Annotated in this window: 16 protein-coding genes; 3 read left to right on the top strand and 13 right to left on the bottom strand. The window is 73.4% G+C overall.

What is annotated here, in order from left to right:
* The 12 genes from ACWDCZ_RS27430 to ACWDCZ_RS27485 form a co-directional block, all read right to left on the bottom strand.
* On the bottom strand, positions 1–1712 hold a 1712-nt coding region (locus tag ACWDCZ_RS27430), incomplete at its 3' end, for a condensation domain-containing protein (protein WP_449817219.1).
* A gap of 136 nt (positions 1713–1848) precedes the next feature.
* On the bottom strand, positions 1849–2049 hold the full coding sequence (locus ACWDCZ_RS27435; protein WP_049652209.1) for an MbtH family protein: 201 nt from the start codon (positions 2047–2049) through the stop codon (positions 1849–1851).
* Between the two features lie 97 nt (positions 2050–2146).
* Positions 2147–3475, bottom strand: coding sequence for a glutamate synthase-related protein (locus ACWDCZ_RS27440; protein WP_449817220.1), 1329 nt, complete (start codon positions 3473–3475; stop codon positions 2147–2149).
* Positions 3472–4473, bottom strand: a complete 1002-nt coding sequence (locus tag ACWDCZ_RS27445; RefSeq protein ID WP_449817221.1) for an asparagine synthetase A — start codon at positions 4471–4473, stop codon at positions 3472–3474. The genes ACWDCZ_RS27440 and ACWDCZ_RS27445 overlap by 4 nt, the downstream gene beginning before the upstream one ends.
* A gap of 77 nt (positions 4474–4550) precedes the next feature.
* On the bottom strand, positions 4551–5846 hold the full coding sequence (locus tag ACWDCZ_RS27450) for a methylaspartate mutase (protein WP_074005721.1): 1296 nt from the start codon (positions 5844–5846) through the stop codon (positions 4551–4553).
* Complete coding sequence (locus ACWDCZ_RS27455) at positions 5843–6343, bottom strand: cobalamin B12-binding domain-containing protein (RefSeq protein ID WP_449817222.1); 501 nt, start codon at positions 6341–6343, stop codon at positions 5843–5845. Before ACWDCZ_RS27455 ends, ACWDCZ_RS27450 begins: the two co-directional genes overlap by 4 nt.
* Positions 6340–7110, bottom strand: a complete 771-nt coding sequence (locus ACWDCZ_RS27460; protein ID WP_387829674.1) for a thioesterase II family protein — start codon at positions 7108–7110, stop codon at positions 6340–6342. Before ACWDCZ_RS27460 ends, ACWDCZ_RS27455 begins: the two co-directional genes overlap by 4 nt.
* Positions 7107–8915, bottom strand: a complete 1809-nt coding sequence (locus ACWDCZ_RS27465; protein WP_449817223.1) for a non-ribosomal peptide synthetase — start codon at positions 8913–8915, stop codon at positions 7107–7109. Before ACWDCZ_RS27465 ends, ACWDCZ_RS27460 begins: the two co-directional genes overlap by 4 nt.
* Positions 8912–9964: a TauD/TfdA family dioxygenase gene (locus ACWDCZ_RS27470; RefSeq protein ID WP_449817224.1), complete on the bottom strand. Its 1053-nt coding sequence runs from the start codon at positions 9962–9964 to the stop codon at positions 8912–8914. Before ACWDCZ_RS27470 ends, ACWDCZ_RS27465 begins: the two co-directional genes overlap by 4 nt.
* An 803-nt stretch (positions 9965–10767) precedes the next feature.
* The gene (locus ACWDCZ_RS27475; protein ID WP_049652217.1) at positions 10768–11169 is read right to left on the bottom strand and encodes a pyridoxamine 5'-phosphate oxidase family protein; all 402 of its coding nucleotides are present in this window, start codon (positions 11167–11169) and stop codon (positions 10768–10770) included.
* Between the two features lie 61 nt (positions 11170–11230).
* A complete protein-coding gene (locus ACWDCZ_RS27480; RefSeq protein WP_117492917.1) occupies positions 11231–11860 on the bottom strand; it encodes an MBL fold metallo-hydrolase in 630 nt (209 codons plus the stop codon).
* Positions 11857–12942: an S-(hydroxymethyl)mycothiol dehydrogenase gene (locus tag ACWDCZ_RS27485; RefSeq protein ID WP_074005727.1), complete on the bottom strand. Its 1086-nt coding sequence runs from the start codon at positions 12940–12942 to the stop codon at positions 11857–11859. Before ACWDCZ_RS27485 ends, ACWDCZ_RS27480 begins: the two co-directional genes overlap by 4 nt.
* A 654-nt stretch (positions 12943–13596) precedes the next feature.
* Between ACWDCZ_RS27485 and ACWDCZ_RS27490 the strand changes: the two genes are divergently transcribed.
* The 3 genes from ACWDCZ_RS27490 (at position 13597) to ACWDCZ_RS27500 (ending at position 16421) form a co-directional block, all read left to right on the top strand.
* Positions 13597–14811, top strand: coding sequence for a cytochrome P450 (locus ACWDCZ_RS27490; RefSeq protein WP_449817225.1), 1215 nt, complete (start codon positions 13597–13599; stop codon positions 14809–14811).
* Positions 14808–15065: a ferredoxin gene (locus tag ACWDCZ_RS27495; RefSeq protein WP_074005728.1), complete on the top strand. Its 258-nt coding sequence runs from the start codon at positions 14808–14810 to the stop codon at positions 15063–15065. The genes ACWDCZ_RS27490 and ACWDCZ_RS27495 overlap by 4 nt, the downstream gene beginning before the upstream one ends.
* Before the next feature lie 165 nt (positions 15066–15230).
* Positions 15231–16421 carry an MFS transporter gene (locus ACWDCZ_RS27500; RefSeq protein WP_449817226.1) on the top strand — a complete coding sequence of 397 codons (1191 nt, stop codon included), beginning with the start codon at positions 15231–15233 and terminating at the stop codon, positions 16419–16421.
* An 87-nt stretch (positions 16422–16508) separates the two neighbouring features.
* Here ACWDCZ_RS27500 and ACWDCZ_RS27505 read toward each other — a convergent pair whose 3' ends face one another.
* On the bottom strand, positions 16509–17438 hold the full coding sequence (locus tag ACWDCZ_RS27505; RefSeq protein ID WP_449817227.1) for a LysR family transcriptional regulator: 930 nt from the start codon (positions 17436–17438) through the stop codon (positions 16509–16511).
* Position 17439 lies beyond the last annotated feature (1 nt).

The raw sequence follows: 17439 nt of genomic DNA on the forward strand, positions 1-17439 counted from the left end.
CCCGACACCGTCCCCGCCGGCACCGGACCCCCACCACCACCCCACCCCGACACGACCAACTCACGCTCGCCACCCACCAACACCTCAACCGACCCCACCGACCCGTCCGGATCCGCGACCATCGCGGCCAGCACCCGGCGCAGGCGCTCCGCGAAGGTGGTGACGGTGCCGTGGTCGAAGAGGTCGGCGGCGTAGCGCAGTTCGGCCCGGATGCCGGCCGGCCTGTTGGCGGCGTCGTGGTGCTCGGAGAAGCTCAGGTTGAGGTCGAACCGGGCCGGGGCAGCCACAGAGCACTCCGGCTCCACGACCAGGCCCGGGAGTCGGAGACTGCACTCGTTGTTGTTCTGCAGGACCAGCATCACCTGGAACAACGGGTGCACCGAGGCGGAGCGGACGGGGTTCAGCTCCTCCACCAGGCGCTCGAACGGCAGATCCTGGTGGGTGAACGCCGCCAGATCCGTATCCCGGACCCGACCCAACAACTCACCGAAGGTCGGCGCACCCGACACATCCGTCCGCAACACCAGCGTGTTCACGAAGAACCCGACCAGCTCGTCCAAGGCCTCGTCCGAACGCCCCGCCACCACCGTGCCGATCGGAATGTCCGTCCCCGCGCCCAGGCGCGACAACAGAGCCGCCAGGCCCGCGTGCAGCACCATGAACAGCGTCACGCCATGCCGACGCGCCAACCCCTCCAACTCCGCGTGCAGCCCGGCATCCAGCCCGAACTCCACCAGACCACCCGCACGCGAAGCCACCCCCGACCGAGGACGGTCCAACGGCAGCGCCACCTCCTGCGGCGCATCCCGCAACACCTCCGACCAGTAGGCGAGTTGCTGATCCAGGACACCACCCAGCAGACCCTGCTGCCACAGCGTGTAATCCGCGTACTGCACCGGCAACGGCGACCACTCCGGAGCAACCCCCGCCAACCGGGCCCGGTACGCCGACGCCACTCCCTCCCACAACGGCTCCATCGACCAACCGTCACTCGCGATGTGGTGCAAGGTCACCACCAGCACCGACTCGCCCTCGGCGACCGTGAACAGCACCACCCGCAACGGCAGCCCGGTGGACAGGTTGAACGCGGCAAGGGCCTCCGCGGAGATCCGCTCCGCCAGCTCCTCCACCGTGCACGGCTCGGCCCTGAACGGCACCTCGACGTCCCCGGCGGGCAGCACCACCTGGCGGGGCCGGCCGTCGACCGCCGGATAGACCGTCCGCAGCGCCTCGTGACGGCCGACCACATCGCCGATCGCCCCGCGCAGCGCCTCGACGTCCACCGCCCCGCGCAGCCGGAACACGAACGGGCTGTTGTAGGTCGCGGAGGCGCCCTCCAACTGGTCGAGGAACCACAGCCGCTGCTGCGCGAACGACAGCGGCAGCACCTCCGGCCGCTCCCCCGCCACCAACGCCGGCCGCGCCGGACGCCCCTCCTTCAGCTTCTCCGCCACCCGGGCCACGGTCGGGTTCCGGAACAGGTCCCGGATGCCGAGCTCCGCGCCGAGCGTGCTGCGGATGCGGCTGATCAGCCGGGTCGCGATGACCGAATGGCCGCCCAGGGCGAAGAAGTTGTCATCGACTCCCACCGACGGCAGCCCGAGGACCTCGGCGAAGAGGCCGCACAGGAGCTGTTCCTGCGCCGACTCGGGAGCGCGACCGCCCTCGGCCGTGTCCTTCTGCCCGGTCGTCGGTTCCATCTGCTGAGCCATGACATCTCCCTCTGGTGCCTATCCGGCGGTGATCGATGCGCGTGACCGGCCGCCCCGGCCGGGTGCCTCGTCACCTGGCCGGGGCCGCACGCGGGTGTGCGAACGGAATGGAGGAAAAGGGGTCCGGGACCGCGGGTCAGCCGACCGTCGTCGGGCGCGGCGCCAGGTCGGTCCAGTGCTGCTCGATGTACTCCAGGCAGGCCTGGCGGTCGTTCTCGCCGAAGGCCGTGGTCCAGCCGGCCGGGACCGCGAGCACGTTCGGCCACAGGGAGTGCTGGTTCTGGTCGTTGACCAGGACCAGGTAGCGGCCCTCGGCGTCCTCGAACGGGTTCGTCACAGCGGTTCTCCTTCTGTACGGGAGGTACGGGATGCACAGGACGTGCGGGATGGACGGATCGGACGTTCACGCAAGCGAAGGGGCGGCGCCCCGTGTCCTACGGGTGGAGGTACGGCCCGGCCGTGTCCGGGAGCCAGACGTCCTCCGGGTCCAGGGCGGCGGGCGTGTACTTGCCCAACGCGCTGATCAGCAGCCGCAGTTCGAAGGCGAGACAGGTGACCAGCCGGGCGATGCCGTCCTGCGGGTCCTCGTCCGCCGCGAGCAGGGCCGCCCGGCCCAGCCCGACGGCGCGGGCGCCGAGCGCCAGGGCCTTCGCGGCCCGGGCGCCCTCCCACATCCGGCCCGAGGCCAGCAGGCAGTTCGACCTGGACGGCGGCCCCAGCCGGCGCAGGCACTCGCCCAGCGGCAGGCCCACCTGGTCGAGGAAGCTGCTGGGCGCCCAGCCGCTGCCGCCCTCGGCGCCGTCCACGGTCACCGAGTCCGCGCCGCTCGCCCAGGCCACGACCGCCGCCTCGTGGATGTCGCGCCCGGGCGGGAGCTTCACCCAGATCCGCGCGCGCGGATAGTTGTTGCGCATGAAGCGGATCTGCTGGCGCAGGATCTCCGCCGTGAACGTGCCCGGGCTGCTGGACCGCAGTACCCGGTCGTCCTCGCCCTGCCCGTCGGCGAAGACGCTCTCGTCGGTGCTGTACCGATCCGCCAGCTGCGCCGCCACCTCGCGCTTCAGCACCGTCATCCCGCCGAGCCCGGGCTTGGCGCCCTGCCCCACCTTGAGTTCGAAGGCCAGGCGGCCGGACTCCAGCAGCGCCTTCGCGGCCGGGGCGCTGTAGATCTGGTTCCACACCTCGGCGTCCGCGTCCTCGGTGCTCTGCTGGAACGCCAACCCGCCCATGTCGTCCGGGAGTTCCTGCTCGTAGGCGCGCAGCCGGGCGAGCATGCTGTCGCCGGTGTCGGCGGAGGCGTCAGCCGAACCGCTGCCGGAGGCGCCGGCGAAGCCGTTGGTCGGCACCACGTTCTCGCCGATGACCAGCGGGATGCCCAGGCGTCCGGCCTGGCGGCTGGCCGCCAGGCCCAGTCCGGAGGAGGCGACCTGGGTGGAGCCGAAGGCCGACACGTACACCGGCAGCGCCGAGCGGAACCCGCCGATGTCGGTGGCGAGTTCGACGTCGCCGTAGAGCGGTTCGCGGGCCAGGTCGGTGAGCTTCTCCAGCCGCTGGGGCACGAAGACCGGCGGGACCAGGCGCATCGCGTCCAGCGCGTCCCCGCCGCGGGGCGCCACCGACTGTGCGTCGCCGCCCGTGCCGCCGGCGCCGAACAGCGTCAAGCCGTAGCCGTCCGTCGAGGGGAACGCTCGGGCGGCGCCCTCCCTGGCCCGGGACCGGATCGCGGCCTCCGGGAACCCCGGGGCGCTCAGCACCCCACTCACGGCGAGACCACCCCGGGGACCTTCGGGAACGGGGTGGCCTGCCAGACCGCGTCCAGCCCGGCGACGTAGCGGGTGAGCCGCTCGATGCCGATCCCGAAGCCGGCGCTGCCCGGGATGCCCTCGCGGACCATCTTCAGGTACCACTCGTACTTGGCCGGGTTCTCGCCGCTCTCCCGCATCCGGGCGATGATTCGCGCGTAGTCGAACTCCCGCTCGCTGCCGCTGATCAGTTCGCCGAAGCCCTCGGGGGCGATGAGGTCGAAGTTGCGCAGGACCTCCGGGCGCTGCGGGTCCTCGCGGTCGTAGAAGCCGCGTGAGCCCTTGGGGTAGTCGACGATGAAGAACGGCGCGTCGGACTTGTGCGAGAGCAGGCCCTCGCCCTGCCAGTCGATCTCGGCGTCGTGGTTCTGCTCGTGGCCCAGCCGCGCCAGCTCGGCCATCGCCTCGCCGTGGCTGATCCGCTCGAAGGGGGTGTCGCGGGTGAGCAGCGGGATGAAGGCGTCCGCGTCGCGGCCGAGGGCGTCCAGGTCGTCGCCCAGCGTCCGCACCACGCGCTCGACCGCCGCGGTCACGATGGACTGCGCCACCCCCATCGCGTCCTGCTGGGTGGCGCCGGCGATCTCCACGTCGAACTGGTGGAACTCCGCCAGGTGGCGGCCGATGTTCGCGGTCTCCAGGGGTTCGAGCCGGACGTTCGGCGCGACGTAGAACACCTTGTCGAAGGCGAGCAGCGACGCCTGCTTGTAGAGGATCGCGCTGGTCATCAGCTTGTAGCGGTGGCCGTAGAAGTCGACGTCCACCTGCTTGGCACCCCGGCCGCCCGGGTCCGTCACCGGTCCGATGATCGGCGGCAGCAGCTCCACGAACCCCTCGCCGAGGAGTAGTTCGCGGCCCGCCTGGACGATCTGGTTCTGGATCCGCAGCACGGACCGGGTCACGGGGTTCTTGAGGTGGTCCGGCAGTGCACCGGGCCGTGCAGACTCGAACTCGCTGGTCAAGGGGTCTCTTCCTTCGGTTCTCTGGTCCTGCGGTCTCTGGTTCTGCGGTCTCTGGTTCTGCGGTTGTGGCAGGGGGTTCAGCCGGGGATCCCGGGGAGCCGGTCCAGCGTGGTGGCGGCGCGCTCGTCGAACGACCGCGCGACGTGGGACAGGGCCCGGAGCAGGTCCGAGGCGCTCATCGAGCGGTCGCCGGCGGATCGCCCGGACGGCCGGACGGGCAGGGCGCCGGTGTGCGACCAGCGCAGCCGCCCGTCGGACTCGATGTAGCTCCTGGCCCGCCCGGCGTTGTCCGGGTGCAGGCAGTACGGGACGTCCAGCAGTCCCCGGGCGAACGCCTCCACCAGGGCGGCGCCCACGTCCGTGTTCAGGCCGAGGACGGTGTCCACGAGCGCGGTCGCCTCGTCCAGGACCTCGCTGCCCGCCCCGGTGTCGGCCGGCGCCGATCCGCCCGCGTTCTGTGCGGCCAGCGCCGCGATCTCCAGGGCCTCGACGTTCTCCCGGACGGTGGGGATGCGGTGCGCCTCGGCCGCCGTCTTGACGATGAGCCGCTCCGCCCCGGTGCGGACCGCCAGCTCGGCGGCCTGCTCGAGCAGCAGCAGGGCACCGGAGCGGGTGCCGGGGTAGACCCCCATGTAGTTGTAGATCACGATGTGGCGGTCGACGTCCGGCAGCAGCGCGTCGGCGAGCCGGCGCAGGGCCAGCACCGCCTCCCGGTCCTGCTCGGCGTTGGTCTGCTGCGCGTAGCTCAGCGAGATGCTGCGCAGTCCGTGCTGGCGGAAGAACACGCCTTCCAGGACGCTGATCGCCACCAGCAGGCTGGGCGGGCAGAGCTGGCCGAGCATGCAGCCGCCGAAGGTCTCGACGTGCGGTTCGACCTCGCCGTCGCGGGCCCGGACCATCAGCTCGCAGGACCGTTCCCAGTTCCGCACCGCCTCGCGCAGCGGCAGGCGGCCGTACGGCAGGCAGTAGGAGACCGGGCCGCCTTCGGTGGTGTCGAGCCCCGCTTCCAGCGAGGCGGCGATGATGCCGTAGGGGCTGGCCGAGCCGTGCCGCACCTGGACCGGGAAGTCGCGCTCGCGCACGCCCTCCAGCACCCCCCGGTTGGTCGCCGGGGGGTGGGTCCTGATCGGGTACCCGTTGAGGTCGCCGCCGCCGTCGACGGCCCGCCGGGCGTCGGCGAGCTTGCCGAGCCGGGTGTAGCTGTCGAGGGTGATCGTGCCGACCGTGGTGGCGTTGGCAGCCTTGACGGCGACCAGCCCCTCCCGCATGGCCAGCGGGTCGCCGAAGCCCATCCGCGGCTGCACCACCAGGTTGCCCCGGGCGTGCGACCGTCGGACGAAGTCGGCGAACGCGTTGGCCGGCGCGTCGTTCATGGCGTGGGGGCGGCGCGGAGCTCCTCCAGGACTCGGCCGGTCCGCCCCGCCTTCACGGCGCCGAGGGCGGAGACGTACCGCTCGAACTCCGGCAGTCCGGCCGACTCGTGGAAGACCGCGGAGAACCCGGCGTCCAGCAGCCGGCGCGTCATGGACTCGCCGCCCCCGCCGCCCGCCCCGGCCTGCAGCTGCCGGCCGGTGCCGAGCTTCCCGCCGATGACGATCGGCGTGTCGGCGAGCTCCGGGACGGCGCGCAGCTCCGCGACGGCGGACAGCCCGTCGCTCTCGCCGTGGCCGTTGACGCTGCTGAGCACGATGAGGTCGGGGGCCTCGCGCCGGCACTCCGCCGCCAGTTCCGCGCCCGGCAGGCACGGGCCGAGGTTGCGCACCCGGTGTCCCCAGTCCTCCAGTTGGAGCTGGAGGAAGACGAGGTTCCAGGTGTGGGAGTCCGACTCGGTGCCGCTGACGATCACGTCGAGGAGGGCGTCGGTGCTCACCGCCGGCTCCTCTCGCTCGGGTCGAGGGCGGCGATCCTGGAGGGCAGGGTCTTCCAGACCTCCGGGGTGTAGAAGTGCCCGCCGGGAAGGACGTCGTGGCGGTACTCGCCCAGGGCCAGCGCGCGCCACTGCTCGCCCGCGTTGGCCTCGATGACGTCGTCGTCGGCGCCCGAGAGCATCTGCACCGGCATGCTGACGGTGGCGCCCTCGGTGTACCGGAAGGTGTCCCGGACCCGGATGTCGGCGCGCATCAACTCGACGGCCATCTCCTGGAGTTCGGGGTCCTCCAGGACGTGCGCCGGCATCAGGCCGTGGGTCTTCATCCAGAGCAGCAGGCCGTCGTCGTCGTCCTGCTGGGACGGGAACATGTCGCGGGGCGTCAGCCCGCGGGCGGGCGCGTTGGCCGAGGAGACGACCAGGTTCAGCGGCAGCGGCCCGCCGCCGCTCTCGATCCGCGCGGCGACGTCGAAGGCCATCCAGCCGCCCATGCTGTGCCCGAAGAGCACGTACGGGCCGTCGACGGCGGAGAGCACGGCCGCGGTGGCGTCCTGGGCCAGCTCCTCCCAGTCGGTGGCGAAGTCCTCCAGGAACCTGCCCTCCCGGCCCGGGTAGCAGATCGCCGACAGGGCGATGTCGGCCGGGACGGCGTCGCCCCACAGGTGGTAGGAGGCCGTCCCCCCGCCGCAGAAGCCCAGGCAGATCAGCGTCAGCGCGGCTCCCTCCGGGCGCCGGATGCTGATGACGGTGGTGTCCTGTGCGGTGTTCACTTGCCCTCCGTCCGACGGGACTCCACGAAGGCCGCCAGCCCGCGCAGTTCGGGGTGCTGGTAGACCTCCTTCGTGGACACGGTGATGCCGAACTGCTTCTTCAGCCGGCCGATGACGCGCAGCGCGATGAGCGAGTGGCCGCCCAGCGAGAAGAAGTTGTCGGTGGGACTGATCCGCGGCCGGCCGAGCACCTCGGACCACACGCCGGCGATCAGGGTCTCGAACTCGCCCTGCGGCTCGTCCCCGGCCTCCTGTCCGCCGTCGGCCCACAGGGCCTCGTCCACGGCGGGCAGGGCCCGGTGGTCCACCTTGCCGTTCACGCTCAGCGGCATGGCCTCCAGCGTGACGAAGGCCGACGGGACCATGAACGACGGCAGCAGGCCGCCCAGGTGCTCCTGGAGCTCCCGGGTGTGCGGGGCGCTCCCGCCCTCCGGGACGACGTACCCGACCAGCTGGTCGCCGGCGGTCGCGGTGCCGTGCAGGACGACGGCGGCGGTCCTGACCCCCGGGTGCGCGGCGAGCGCGGCCTCGATCTCGCCCAGTTCCACCCGGTAGCCGCGGATCTTGATCTGCCGGTCGACCCGGCCGAGGTAGTCGATGGCGCCGTCCGGGCGCAGCCGCACCCGGTCGCCGGTGCGGTACATCCGGCGGCCGGTTCCGGTCGGGTCGGCGACGAACCGCTGCGCGGTCAGCGCGGGCCGGCCGACGTAGCCGGTGGTCACGGAGGGCCCGGCCAGGTAGAGCTCGCCCGGCTCGCCGACGGGCGCGGCGCGCAGGTGCTCGTCGAGCACGTGGGCGGTGAACCCGGGCAGCGGGAGGCCGATGTGCGGGCCCTCGCCGGTGATCCAGCCCGCGGTGGCGTCCACCGTGCACTCGGTGGGGCCGTACAGGTTGATCGCCTCGACCGTCCCGGCGGCGCGGGCCTCGCCCAGCTCCCGCCAGACCTCGGCCGGCACCGGCTCGCCGCCCATGAACAGCCGCAGCACGCGGCCGTCGGCGGTGGGGGCGAGGAGGGCCTCGCGCAGCACCTCCCAGTGCGAGGGCGTCAGGTCCAGGTCGTCGACGGCGTGCTCGTCGAGCAGGGCTCGCAGCACGGCCGGGTCGGTGCGCTCGTTCTCGCCGATCACCACGATGCTGTCGCCCCGGCAGATCCGGGCCCACTGCTGGACGGAGGCGTCGAAGGAGATGCTCGCGTTCCAGGCCACCACGCGCGGCCGGTCGGCGTAGAAGCCGGCGTCCTCGAGGTCCGCGGCGAGCGCGGCCACGCCGCCCCGGGTGGCCTCGACGCCCTTGGGCGTCCCGGTCGAGCCGGAGGTGAAGATCACGTACGCCGGGTCGGCCGGGGCGGCCTGTGCCGCCGGCGTGTCCGCGGTCGGCGCGGCGAGGGCGTCCGCGAGGGTGAGGACGTCGACTCCGGCGGGCCAGGCGGGACCGTTGCCGGGCTCCGCCAGGACGGTCCGCAGGCCGGCGCTCGTCACCATGTGGGTGAGGCGCTCCTGCGGGTAGGCCGGGTCCAGCGGCACGTAGGCGGCGCCGATCCGCCACACGGCGAGCAGGGCGACGACGAGGTCCGCGCCGCGGTGCATGCTGACGCCCACCCGGGCGCCGCGGCCGAGCCCGAGCTCGGCCAGCCGCCCGGCCAACTGCCGTACGTCCTGGTCGAGTTCGGCGAAGGTCAGGGTGCGGTCGGTCCCGCGTACGGCCATCCGGTCCGGGGTCGATTCGACCGCCCGCCGGAAGCGGACCATCGGGTCGACGGGTGCGGTCCGGGCCGCCGGGGCCAGGGGCTCCTCGGTGATGCTCACGCGGCACCGCCGGTCTCCGCCGAGGCCGCCACGGTGGGCCGGCAGTCGTCGAGCTCGACGGGGTTGCCCATCGCGACGACGATCTTCCGGTCGCCCCGGAACGGGTCGCGGCCGTGCGCCGTGAGCACGTTGTCGACGAGCATGACGTCGCCCGGCTGCCAGGCCTGACGCACCGTGGCCTCGGCGTAGGCGGTGTTGATGAGCTCGAGCTCGTCCCGGGTCAGGGGCTTCCCGTCGGCCACGCCGGTTTCGAACGGCAGGCCGTCCGCGCCGAATTCGTCCAGGAGCGTCTCGCGGAGTTCCTCGTCCAATGACCAGGAATTCCAGAAGGCCATGTGGTTGAACCAGACCTCCTCATCGGTGGCCGGGTGCCGGACGATGCCGGGCCGCCGCTGCACCGTTTTCAGATTTCCCTCGCCGTCCCAGCGGCAGGAGATCAGGTTCTCCGCGCAGTACTGCTCGACGTCCTCGCGGCGCTCGGTCGCGAATGCCTTTTCCCAGCTCACGGAGATGTGTTCGGAGTAGCTCCGGTGCAGGGTCCAGCCGTGGGAGCGAATGCGCTCGACCAGGGGGGCGGGCAGGTGCCGCAGGACCTCCCGGCAATCCGCCACCGGCGTCGCCCCGCCTTCCTCGGGGGCGATGAGGCAGGCGAACATCAGGAGCCCGGGGAAAGTCAGGGTGTAGCTGTTCTCGTTGTGCATCCGGATCGACTGGGCCGGCGGCAGGTCGGTGGACGAGTAGACGTCGTTGCCGAAGCTGCTGCGCGGCGTCGCCTTCTCCCGGTAGGGCGTCCGCTGCGGGATGAGGACGTCCCGGACGAGCGCGAAGTCCTCGACGGAGGCGACCGGGAGGCCGCGCAGGTACAGCGCGCCGTACCTTTGAAGCGCGGTACGGAGGTCGGGCAGGAGCGCGTTCAGCCACGCGCAGGCCGCTTCGGCGCCTTCGAATCGAGGGACGACCAGGGTCGCCGGCTTGCCCTCCTCGAGGGTCCATTCCAGTTCTTGTGGCGCGGTGCTTGCAGAAGACATGACTCGATGCACCTTCCTCATGACGGAGCGCCACGGCATGGTTCCGCGGTCGCCCCGGGGCAAGTTGAATCGTGATCAGAACCTCTGACCCGAGAACACGGTCATCGACCCGCGGGGGGTCGTCGTGCCGGGTCGCCAGGGAATTCGCGCGGCCCGGTTCAAGGGCCGACATCAGGACGGTTCGGCGGGGTGTCGCTGTTTCCGCCACCGGCGGCAGTGAATGGGCAGCCCAAGAGGCCGGCTCCGCAACGCCCGAAAAGGCGTCGACGAGCCGCTACCCGGGACCGTCAGGCCACCCCTGGCCGCACGTGCGGACTACCGGTACCGTAGCTCCGACCGGAGAACGTCGGGCTGCCGTCCGGCACACCCGCACACCGATCCATTCCCCCCTCCCGAGTGCTCACATTCAGGTGCGGCGGAATCGCGCACCCGGTGTCGTTCCCCCGAGCTGCCGAGGCGGGTGCAGTACTCCCCCATCGCCTCGCATTGACCGTGCACCGCCAATCAGATCACACCAATGCGCCGCCGTGGAAGAAGTAGCAGAGGCAAGTTCGGAATCTTTAATGTCGCATTCACGTCACCGACAGTGACGATTCCCTTACCGTATGGGGCAATTCCCGTGCTGAGGGCGACGGGACACCGCCGTCGCCCGTCCGGCAACGGCGGCAACACCGGTACCAGAAGCCGGAGTTCCGCTTCCGGAACAGCGGCGCCCGGGCCGCCCTCCGGAGCGGGCACGCTCGGGCCCGCTCCGGAGCAGGCGCACTCGGACCCGTCCTCCGGAGCAGCGGCCGGCCCGGGCCCGTCCCTCCCGGCCGGCGCGCTCAGGCCCGCCCGAGGACGCGGTCGACGGCGATCTCGATGACCACCCGGTCCGGGTTGACCCGCGGCTCGCGGTAGCGCTCGGCGTACCGGCGCTCCGCCTCGGCGACCTGCTCGGGCTCCTCCCGGACGACCGCCACGCCCTCCAGCGTCGACCAGCGGGCCCCTGCGACCTGGCAGACCGCGACGCGCAGGCCCTCGGGCCCGGCCTCGGCGACGTTGCGGGCCTTGCGGCTGGTGCGGCTGGTGATCACCCGGGCGGTCCCCGTCTCCGGCTGGTACGTCACACCGACCGGCACCACGTGCGGCGTGCCGTCCGGGCGGGTGGTGGTCAGCGTGGAGATGTGCCGTTCCCGCCAGAAGGCGAGGAAGGATTCGTCGAGGTCGCGCGGGTCGTGGGCCATGCCCGCGATCGTACGGCCCCCGGGGAACGGTCGTTCCCCGGGGGCCGTACGGGCAGCGGCGTCAGTGCCCGCGCGCGATCCACTCCGGCAGGGCCGGGGCCTCGGCGCCGATGGTGGTCGGGTCGCCGTGGCCGGTGCGCACCACGGTCTCGGCCGGGAGCGTCAGCAGCCGCTCGCGGATCGAGTCGACGATCGTCGGGAAGTGCGAGAACGACCGGCCGGTGGCACCGGGACCGCCCTGGAACAGGGTGTCGCCGGTGAAGACGGTGCCCAGCGCGGGCGCGTACAGGCAGACCGCGCCCGGCGCGTGGCCCGGGGTGTGCAGCACCGTCAGCTCGGTGCCCGCCACCTCGATCCGCTGGCCGTCGGCCAGTTCGCCGTCCGGCAGCCGCTCGGGGTGGGTGAGCTTCCACAGCGGCAGGTCGTCCGGGTGCAGCAGGATCGGCGCACCGGTGCGGTCGGCGAGGGCCGGGGCCGCGTCGATGTGGTCGTTGTGCGCGTGGGTGGAGACGATCGCCAGCAGCCGGCGCCCGCCGAGCGCGGCCTCGATGGCCTCGGCGTCGTGCGCGGCGTCGATCACCACCGCCTCCTCGTCGTTCCCGACGATCCAGACGTTGTTCTCCACCTCCCAGCTGCCGCCGTCGAGTTCGAAGGTCCCGGCGGTCACCAGCCGGTCGATCCGCGCGGTCACAGGATCACCACCGAGCGGAGGACGTCGCCCTGGTGCATGCGCTCGAAGGCCTGCTCCACGGCGTCCAGCCCGATGGTCTCGGTGACGAAGGCGCCGAGGTCCAGGCGGCCCTGGAGGTAGAGGTCGACGAGCATCGGGAAGTCCCGCGAGGGCAGGCAGTCGCCGTACCAGGAGGACTTCAGCGCGCCGCCGCGGCCGAAGACGTCGAGCAGCGGCAGCTCCAGCGTCATCTCCGGGGTCGGCACGCCGACCAGGACGACGGTGCCGGCCAGGTCGCGGGCGTAGAAGGCCTGCTTGTACGTCTCCGGGCGGCCGACCGCCTCGACCACCACGTCCGCGCCGTTGCCGCCGGTCAGCTCGCGGATCGCCTCGACCGCGTCGGTGGTGCGGGAGTTGACGGTGTGGGTGGCGCCCAGCTTGCGGGCGGTCTCCAGCTTGCGGTCGTCGATGTCGACCGCGATGATCTTCGCCGCGCCCGCCAGCCGGGAGCCCATCACGGCGGCGCCGCCGACGCCGCCGCAGCCGATGACCGCGACCGAGTCGCCCCGGCCGACGTTGCCAGTGTTGATCGCGGCGCCGAGGCCCGCCATCACGCCGCAGCCCAGCAGGCCCGCGACGGCCGGCTCGGCCGCCGGGTCCACCTTGGTGCACTGGCCGGCCGCGACCAGGGTCTTCTCGGCGAACGCGCCGATGCCCAGCGCCGGGGACAGCTCGGTGCCGTCCAGCAGCGTCATCCGCTGCTTGGCGTTGTGGGTGTTGAAGCAGTACTGCGGGCGGCCCCGCTTGCACGCGCGACACTGGCCGCACACCGCGCGCCAGTTGAGGACCACGAAGTCACCGGGCTCGACCTCGGTGACGCCCTCGCCGACCGACTCCACGATGCCCGCGGCCTCGTGGCCGAGCAGGAACGGGAACTCGTCGTTGATGCCGCCCTCCCGGTAGTGGAGGTCGGTGTGGCAGACGCCGCACGCCTGGATCCGGACCACCGCCTCACCCGGGCCAGGGTCCGGCACCACGATCGTGGCCACCTCCACGGGCGCGCCCTTGGCGCGCGCGATGACTGCCTTGACCTGCTGGGGCATCCGATTCCACCTCCGTCTGCCGGTGCGGCTCTGCACCGGTCTGACCTGCGACAAACGACTGCAAGACGAACTGCCCACGAAGCGTATCGCCCACCCGGCCGCCCACCGGCGGAGCGCCCGGGGCGATCCTCCGCGGCACGGTGTGCTAGGGACCCGCCCCACCCGCCGACAGCCGGTCCGCCGCCGTCGCGGCGGCTCACGACCTCTCCGGTGGCACGTGCCGGCCGGGTATCCGCCGGGGGCCCGGCGACAGTCCGGCGCGGCCGTGGCGGTGGGGGCGCACAGGTGGCACTGAGCGCCCGTCCGTGCGCCTCGAAGTGCCCGGAAAGCACCGGCGTTGGCTGGAAGTGCCGCAGACGGGCGCCCCGCCAGCCACGTACGGTCGTAGCTGAGACGGTCCAAGCGACCACGCTCAGCACACCCGCCCCACCCGTCGGCGCGTGACCCTGCGCCGGCCGCGCCGGATGCGTACCGACCGTGCGCCGCCGCACATTTCGCGCCAGACCCCCGCAATTCCCCCCGTAGGAGCCCGACCGAACCCCGGCCCGTGTCGAGCCGCCAGCCGGCCGCATCACCCGTCCCCCGCACCATCCCCGGATTCACCCCCCGTCGGGTCGCGCCCCGCGGCCCACCGTCCTGGAGTCTGGAGTACGGATGTCCACCGAGAACAGTGCGACCAGCGCCGGCACCGCCCCGCTCCCCCCGCTGCACTGCATGCGCCGGCTCGAACCCGGCCCGCCCCGCCTCGCCGCGCTGCCCACCGGCACGCCGGTCTGGCTGGTCAGCCGGCACGCCGACGTGCGCCAGGTGCTGACCGACCCGCGGCTGGGCCGCGCCCCGCTCTACGCGCCGGACGCCCCGCCGGTCACGGTCACGCCCAACATCCTGGACGATCCCCAGAGCATGCTGAACATCGACGGCACCGAGCACCAGCGGCTGCGCCGCACCGTGCAGCGGGCCTTCACCCCGCGCGCGATCGAGCGCTGGCGGCCGTGGGTGGCCTCGGCCGTCGAGTCGCTGATCGACGAGCTGATCGACCACGGCTCCCCCGCCGACATCATCGCGGGCTACTCCCGCCCGCTGCCGGTCGCGGTGATCAGCCGGCTGATGAACCTGGACAACCTGGACAGCAAGCGGCTCGCGCACTGGAGCGACCACGCGCTCTCCGCCACCGCCTACAGCGCCGAGGCGATCGCCACCGCGATGACCGAGTTCGCCGCCTTCGGCTCCGAGGTGATCGCCCAGCGCCGGGCCGCCCCCGGCGAGGACCTGGTCAGCGGCCTGCTCGCGGCCGCCGCCGAGGACGGCTCGATCACCGAGGGCCAGCTGGTCGCGCTGGTCATCGGCCTGGTCGTGGCCGGCCACGAGACCACCATGACCAGCCTCGGCAACGCCCTGGTCTACCTGCTCCAGGACGACCGCGAGGCCTGGCAGCGGCTCGCCTCCGACGAGGCCAGCGCCGTCGCCGCGACCGAGCAGCTGCTGCGCGCCGTCCCGCTCGGCGACCCCCAGGAGCACCTGCCCGGGCTGATGCGCCGCACCGTCGAGGACGTCGAGATCGGCGGCGTGGTCATCCCGGCCGGCAACGTGGTCGCCGCCGACGCGGCCGCCGCCAACCACGACCCGGAGATCTTCACCGGGGACCTGCGCACCGAGCTGTTCTCCCCGCTGGCCGCTCCCACCCTCACCTTCGGCGCCGGCCCGCACCACTGCCTGGGCGCCTGGCTGGCCCGGATGGAGCTGGAACTCGCCCTGCACCGGCTGGCCCGCCGGCTGCCCGCGCTGCGGCTGGCCGACCCGGTCGAGCGAATCGACTGGCGGCGCGGCCTGCTCACCCGCAGCCCGAACTCCCTGCGGGTGGTCTGGTGACGGGCCGCGCGGACACCGATCCGGTGCTCGTCCGGGTCGACCGGGACCGCTGCATCGGCTCCGGGATGTGCGCCCTCAGCGCCCCCGACTCGCTGGCCCTCGGCGCCGACGGACTGGCCGCGCCGCTGGCCGGGTACGCGGACGGCGGCGCGGAGTTGACGGACGGACTGAGCGAGGCCGTGGACTACTGCCCGGTCGAGGCGCTCAGCCTCCACTCGGCCCGCGGCGGCTACCGGATCGCCCCGGCGGAGTGACCCGGCGCCGGTGGCGCCCGACCGCGGTCGTTCGCGGCGGGCGCCGCCGGCGCGCTTCCCGAAGCCGCCGGGCCTTCCCGGCACTGTCAACCGATTAGCCGGGCTCATGGGTCGATGAGCTTATCGATCTTGTTCGGCCCCTCCGCCGGCTGGTGGGCTGGCCCCATGACAAACGCCGAAGCCCTCGCCCCACCAGCCGCCCCACCCACCGCGCACCGCTGGCCCCCGGTCCTCGCCGTCGCACTCGCCACCTTCACCGTGGTGTCCTCCGAGATGATGCCGGTCGGCCTGCTCACCCCGATGTCCCACAGCCTCGGGGTCACCGACGGGGTCACCGGCCTCTCCCTCACCATCACCGGCCTGATCGCCGCCGCCCTCTCCCCCTTCGCCCCGCTGCTCGTCGGCGCGCGCGACCGCCGGACCGTCCTGGTCGCCTTCATGCTGCTGCTCGGCCTGGCCGACGCGGTCACCGCGCTGGCGCCGGACTTCGCGGTGCTGGCCGCCGGCCGCGTCCTGCTCGGCGCCGCCATGGGCATCGTCTGGGGTCTCGCCACGAGCGTCGGTCCGCGCCTCGCCGACGGCCCGCGCCTCGCGCTCACCATGACGCTGATCTTCTCCGGCGTCTCCATCGCCTCGGTCCTCGGCGTCCCGCTGGGCACCTACCTGGCCGCGCTGCTCGACTGGCGCGCCGCGTTCTGGGCGCTCGCCCTGCTCGGCGCCGCCTCCGCCGCCGTCCTCGCCGCCACCCTGCCCGCGCTGCCCGCGCACGAGCGCGGACGGCTCGGCGGACTGGCCGGCGCCCTGCGCCACCGGGGCGTCGCCGCCGGGATCGCGATCACCGCGTTCGTCGTGCTCGGACACTTCGCCGGCTACACCTACATCCGCCCGGTCCTCGAAGCCGACGCGGGCCTGAGCAGCGGCGTGATCGCCGCCTGCCTGCTGGTGTACGGACTCGCGGGCGTCGCCGGGAACTTCACCCTCGGCCCGCTGTCCGGGCGCCGCCCGAAGACCGCCGTCGCCCTCGCCCTGGCCGGGGTCGCCCTGGCCGCCGCCCTGCTCGCGTACACCGGCGGCGTCGTCACCGTCCTGCTCGTCCTGGTCGTCTGGGGCGCCTCGTACGGCGGGGTGTCGGTCTCCACCCAGGCCTGGGTCCGCACCGCCGACCCGGCCCGGATCGAGGCCTCGGCGGCGGTCTGGGCGGGCGTGTTCAACGCGGGCATCGCGCTCGGCTCCTTCGCCGGCGGACTGGTCGTCGACCGGGCCGGGAACCGCGCCGTCCTGCTCACCGCGGCCGGGCTGGCGGCCGTCGGACTGCTGATCGCCCTGCACTCCCGGCCCGACGACCGGCGGCCCTGACGGTGGCCCGACGACCGGCGGCCCTGACGGCGGCCCGATCACCGGCCCGGCCGGCGGCCCGACCGGCCCGTCTGATTCCCCGCGGGCTCAGTCGAGGAGCCCGGCCAGCAGCTCGACGAACCCGGCCGCCAGCCGGTGCGGCCGCCGCTCGTGCTGGACCACCTCCAGCGCCGTCGGCTCCAGCCCGGGCACCGGCAGGAAGCGGATGTCCGGCCGCCGGACGTACGCCGTGCTGCGCTCGCACAGCAGCAGCCCCTGACGGGTGCCGGCCACCATCGACAGGCCCTCCTGGATGGTGGCCGCACCCGCCGGGTAGGCCAGCTCGCGCCCGCCCGGCGTCCGCCGGGGCGCCTGCGCCCACCGCCAGTACTCGGGCGCCGGGCCGCGCGGCTCGATCAGCGGCACCCCGGCCAGCTCCTCCGCGCCCACCCCGTCCGCGCCGTCCGCCCCGCCGAGGCGCCGCTCGGCGGAGACCGCCAGGTACACCGGCTGGCGGGAGAACTCCATCAGCACGTCCAGGCCCGGCTCCCGGCACGGGGCGAGCACGATCGCCAGGTCCACCTCGCCCCGGGCGAGGTGCGAGAACGGGTCCGCCCACGGCAGTTCGACCAGCCGCACCGTGCCCTCCGGCAGGCGCGCGAGCACCCGGGCGACCGGCTCGTACACCGCGCACTGGAAGCCCAGCCGCAGCGGACGCGCGGTGGCCGCGGCGGCCCGGGCCGCGTCGTAGCCCTCCCGGAGCCGCTCGAAGGCGGGCACCACCTGCTCGGCCAGCGCCCGCCCCAGTTCGGTCAACTCGACCCGGCGGCTGGTCCGTTGGAACACCGGTGCGCCGACCCTGCTCTCCAGGCGCTTGATCAGCTGGGAGACCCGCCCCTGCGAGACGCCGAGGCGCTCCGCCGTCCGCCCGAAGTGCAACTGGTGGACGAGGACGGCGAAGCACTCCAGCTCCTGCAGCGGCAGCTCGGGCAGGACGGGAGTCCCGGAGGCTCCGGGGGCCGGCGTCGGTCGTTCCACC

It is taken from the genome of Kitasatospora sp. NPDC001225 (assembly GCF_053597855.1).